1 pseudogene is annotated in these 549 nt (G+C 45.9%); it reads left to right on the forward strand.

Annotated elements, in window-relative coordinates:
- Positions 1 to 549, forward strand: a pseudogene (locus tag ACLGL1_RS09810) (IS5/IS1182 family transposase); the annotation flags it as partial.

The following is a 549-nucleotide window of genomic DNA, read 5'->3' on the forward strand; positions in this document are numbered from 1 at the left end:
TATAGATGGCACTAAGATAGAATCCTTTGCCAATAGGTACAGCTTTGTCTGGAAAAAAAGTATCCTAAGGCATCAGGCTAAACTATCTGCTCGAGTGGCAGACTACTTTAACCTGCCTAAAGAGACGGCTAGCCAGATCCTTGAAGATACACTTGAAGAAAGCTTAAAAGCCCTGTATAAAAAAGCCGGCGAAAAAGAAATCGTCTTTGTATATGGGTCCGGCAAGAGAAAAACAAGGGAGCAGAAAGAAATAGAAATGCTTCAGAAGTGGTTGGACCGGTTCCAAAAATACAAGCAACAGCTAGACCTCTTAGCTGACCGGAACTCCTACTCAAAGACCGACCCGGACGCCAGCTTCATGCGGATGAAAGACGACCATATGCGTAATGGACAGCTTAAACCCGCCTACAACATCCAGCTGGCCTCTAGTGGCCAATTTATTATTGCCGCCTATGCCTCCGCCCATCCCAATGACATGCCCACCTTAATCCCCTTTTTAAGCCAAGTCATCCCTAAATACCGGGGTCTCATCTTACGAGCAGTTTGTGA

Source organism: Peptococcus simiae, assembly GCF_046569735.1.
Classification (GTDB): domain Bacteria; phylum Bacillota; class Peptococcia; order Peptococcales; family Peptococcaceae; genus Peptococcus; species Peptococcus simiae_A.